This is a genomic window from Emticicia sp., from assembly GCF_049241225.1.
In the GTDB taxonomy this organism is placed as follows: Bacteria; Bacteroidota; Bacteroidia; order Cytophagales; family Spirosomataceae; genus Emticicia.
The window spans coordinates 18,032-21,961 of sequence record NZ_JBMLRC010000059.1; the positions used below are offsets into that span (position 1 = coordinate 18,032).

At 39.0% G+C, this 3,930-nt stretch carries 3 protein-coding genes and 1 pseudogene; 2 read left to right on the forward strand and 2 right to left on the reverse strand.

What is annotated here, in order from left to right; genetic code table 11:
- Window positions 1-138: 138 nt before the first annotated feature.
- Together ACOVO2_RS03895 and ACOVO2_RS03900 are read right to left on the reverse strand one after the other, a co-directional pair.
- Window positions 139-1,260, reverse strand: coding sequence for an ATP-binding protein (locus tag ACOVO2_RS03895; RefSeq protein ID WP_421768708.1), 1,122 nt, complete (start codon window positions 1,258-1,260; stop codon window positions 139-141).
- Between the two features lie 69 nt (window positions 1,261-1,329).
- The gene (locus ACOVO2_RS03900) at window positions 1,330-2,616 is read right to left on the reverse strand and encodes an amidohydrolase (protein ID WP_421768709.1); all 1,287 of its coding nucleotides are present in this window, start codon (window positions 2,614-2,616) and stop codon (window positions 1,330-1,332) included.
- 254 nt (window positions 2,617-2,870) lie between these two features.
- Between ACOVO2_RS03900 and ACOVO2_RS03905 the strand changes: the two genes are divergently transcribed.
- Both ACOVO2_RS03905 and ACOVO2_RS03910 read left to right on the forward strand, forming a co-directional pair.
- Complete coding sequence (locus ACOVO2_RS03905; RefSeq protein ID WP_421768710.1) at window positions 2,871-3,488, forward strand: inorganic pyrophosphatase; 618 nt, start codon at window positions 2,871-2,873, stop codon at window positions 3,486-3,488.
- Window positions 3,489-3,661: 173 nt separating this feature from the next.
- Window positions 3,662-3,930 (forward strand): annotated as a pseudogene (locus tag ACOVO2_RS03910) (hypothetical protein); the annotation flags it as partial.

The window sequence follows — 3,930 nt, forward strand, 5'->3', positions numbered from 1 at the left end:
TCTCGCTCTGTGAAGTTTAAAACGGGAATGCTCAGTTTTCGCAGAGGCGTTTGGACATCTACTGATGTCATTTTGTAAAAGTGTTCAGGAGAACGCATGACACTCGTGCGAAATTCTGAAACTTCGCACAACGAAACTTCACTTTAAAAACTCCTCAAAATTATTTGAACTAATAACCTTCTTTTCTACAGGTTGGTAGACTTCAACAAAAGAACTCGGAAATTTAGCTTTAGCCTTCGGATTCCATTTGAATTCATAAGCATACATTTGCCCACCTTGCTCTTCAATATAATCAATTTCTTGTTGGGCGTGAGTCCGCCAAAAATATCCTTTTGCATTACTTTCATTGTAGAGGTTCGCTTTTTTTCGCTCACTTATTAGAAAGTTTTCCCACAAAGCTCCTACGTCGTTTCTAAGCGAAAGTGCATTAAAATTGCTAACTAAAGCATTTCTGATGCCATTATCATAAAAGTATATCTTACGACTTGAACTAATTTCATTCCGAATATTTCGGCTAAGCGGATTCAATCTAAAAATCACGTAGGCTTGCTCTAACAAGCCGATATACTGCTCGACTGTTGCTCGGTCAATTCTTAATAATTGTGCTAAGTCGTTGTATGAAACTTCCGAACCAATCTGTAAAGCCAGAGCAATAAGCAATTTAGAGAGTATTTCGGGTTTACGAATTCCATTAAAATTCAGTAAATCTTTATAAAGATAGCTACTTGCCAATTGCTTTAAGATAGCTTCTTCCTGCCCTAAATTATTGATAATTTCGGGATACATTCCATAAATAAGTCTGGCCTCGAACTGCTGTTTGGCACCTAAAAAACCAAAATGATTTGCGAGTTCACCCCAACTAATTGGATATAAATTATATTCCCATTTTCGACCAGTAAGAGGTTCGTTTATACTACTACTTAGTTCTAATGCCGAAGAGCCACTCACTACTACTCTAACGCCTTTTATACGGTCATGAATAATTTTTAATATCAAACCAATATTATGAATGCGTTGGGCTTCATCAATAAACACCGTTGTGTGCTTGCCAATAATTTGTTTTAGCTGAACCTCACCAACATTTTCGAGACTTTGCTGCGTAATAATATCATCACCATTGAGAAATAAATAATCTTCTTCTTGGCTACACAGTTTTTCTAAAAGTGTTGTTTTTCCTACCTGACGTGGCCCTAAAACGATTAATACCTTTCCATCGTTCCAATGTTTTTCAAGATGAGCCTCTAACTTTCGTTCAATCATTTTATATAAATTTGTAGATTACGTTCTACAAATTTATATAAAATGATTGATTAAGATAACTATTTTCCTCTACTTCTTCTCAAAATAATCAACTGTTAAATGGCAAAGGGCTTTTACGCCGAGGCCTAAACCACTATCATCAATAAAGAAATCGGGTGTATGGTGCGGAGCCGCTGCTGTGCTTCCGATTGGTTTTCCGCCCAAAAAGAAGAAAAACGCAGGTACTTTTTTGCCAAAGAAACTAAAATCTTCGGCACCAGTAGCCAGCGGTGCTTGAAGCAGATTCTCTTTTCCTGCCAAAGCCGTTAGAGTCGGCACCATTTTTTCGGTTAAAGTTGGGTCGTTGTAAGTAACAGGCACGCCAATATTGATTTTCAAATCGGCCGTTGCACCTGCACTTTCGGCAATATTAGTTGCAATTTCTTGCATTCTTCTGTGAATAAGCTGCTGTTGTGCCTCGCTAAAAGTTCTGATTGTACCAATCATTGTTGCTTCTTCAGGAATAATATTGCTTCTAATTCCCGCATTGAAAGCCCCGACCGTCACAATCGCAGGGTTTTCGGTAATATCTACATTTCGGCTGATAATTGTTTGGTAAGCCATCACAATTTGTGAGCCAGCCACAATCGGGTCAACGCCACTCCATGGGCTTGCTCCGTGCGTTTGTTTTCCTTTAATTTTGAGTGTGTAAGTATCAGCTGCCGCCATTTCAGGGCCAGAGCGGTACCTGATTTGCCCAACATTGGTCTGAGAATTGATGTGCAAACCAAAAGCTACATCCACTTTTGGGTTTTCCATTACGCCTTGTTTTATCATCAAATCGGCTCCGCCTTCCTCGCCCGCTGGAGCTCCTTCTTCGGCTGGTTGGAAGCAAAATTTCACCGTTCCTGCCAAATCATTTTTCATCGACGAAAGCACTTCTGCCACACCCATCAGAATCGCTACGTGCGTATCGTGTCCGCAAGCGTGCATTACGCCCGTTTTTTGGTTATTATATTCAGTCACAACGTTTGACTTAAAAGGAATATCAGCTCTTTCTGTTACTGGTAGAGCGTCCATATCAGCTCTTAACAGTACAACTGGGCCAGGTTTTCCACCTTTTAGAATCCCCACAACGCCAGTATAAGCTACTTTTTCTTGTACTTCAATTCCGAGCGATTTTAGGTGGGCGGCAATTTTTGCGGCAGTCTTAAATTCACGATTACCAAGTTCGGGATTTTGGTGAATGTCTCTTCGCCAAGTTATCACTTTTGAGTCGATGGCATCAGTTTTTGCATTAATTTTTGCTTTCAATGAGCTTTGTCCAAACGAACAAATTGCCGACAACGAAAGAGCCAGAGTTAGGAGTTTTTTCATCAGATGTTTTCTTTGTTGATAAAATTTAGGTAAATGATTCTCTACACAATGCGAGTGTTTATTCATCAAACTTAACCATTCTTTGATTTCTTTTAAACTACTTGCCTAATATTTATTCTGAATGAAAAAACGAATTAAGTAAAACTACTCAAACTTTCTCTTCGTGTTTGTTGTCAATGTGTTAATATAACACATCTGATTTGCCAAATCCTTGTTTATTGCGTTTCTTTGCTGAAAATTTGAATTCTTAGATTATGAAACCAGTTTACAAAGCACACCCGTGGCATGGCATTTCGGCAGGTGAAAATGCCCCAGAGAGAGTTACAGTATTTGTCGAAATCGTTCCGTCAGATACTATTAAATATGAAGTAGATAAAGAGTCGGGTTATTTGAAAATTGACCGTCCACAAAAATACTCTAACATTATTCCATCGTTATATGGCTTTATTCCGCAAACTTATTGTGGTGAAGAAGTAGCCAAATTGGCTCGTGAACGTGGAACCGACAAAGTACAAGAAGGTGATGGCGACCCATTGGATATTTGCGTACTTTCGAGCCACCACATTCCGCATGGTGATATTTTATTGCAAGCGATTCCGATTGGTGGACTTTGTTTGCTCGATAAAGGCGAAGCCGATGATAAAATCATTGCAGTATTGGTTGCTGACCCAATTTACCAAAAATATACGGATATTAGCGAGCTTCCAGAGGCAATTCTTACTCGTTTGAAACACTATTTCTTGACTTACAAGAGCTTACCAGACGAGAAAAACGCCATCGAAATTTCAAACGTTTATGGCCGTGAAGATGCCCACGAAGTAATCCGTAAATCAATGTTGGATTACCGTGATTTGATTTTCAAACCCATTTAATAGAAAGATTAAAAATCACCAAAGCCACGGAGTAATTTCTGTGGCTTTGGTGTTAATAAAGAGTTTTACACAAAATTCTTCATTCTTCATTCTACATTCTTCATTAAAAAGCTATATCTTTGTGCTTGATAATCAAGTAGTTATTTAATTACAGCAGTGATGCTGCAAATCCAATGAGGAATTCAGATAGACCTAAAAAGGCCGATAACCGTGGTGGTTTCGGCGAAAAGAAAGCATTTGGTGATAAACCAGCCTTCAAAAAAAGAGAAAATGGCGTTGGTGGTTTCGGTGAAAGAAAGCGTATTGTGACGAGCGATAGCGAAAATAAAACTTACAGCGATAGAAAACCATATAACAACGACCGCCCTTACCAAAAGCGAGAAGAAAGCTCTGACCGCAAGCCATTTGGCGATAGAAAACCCTTCAACAGCGACCGTCCTTA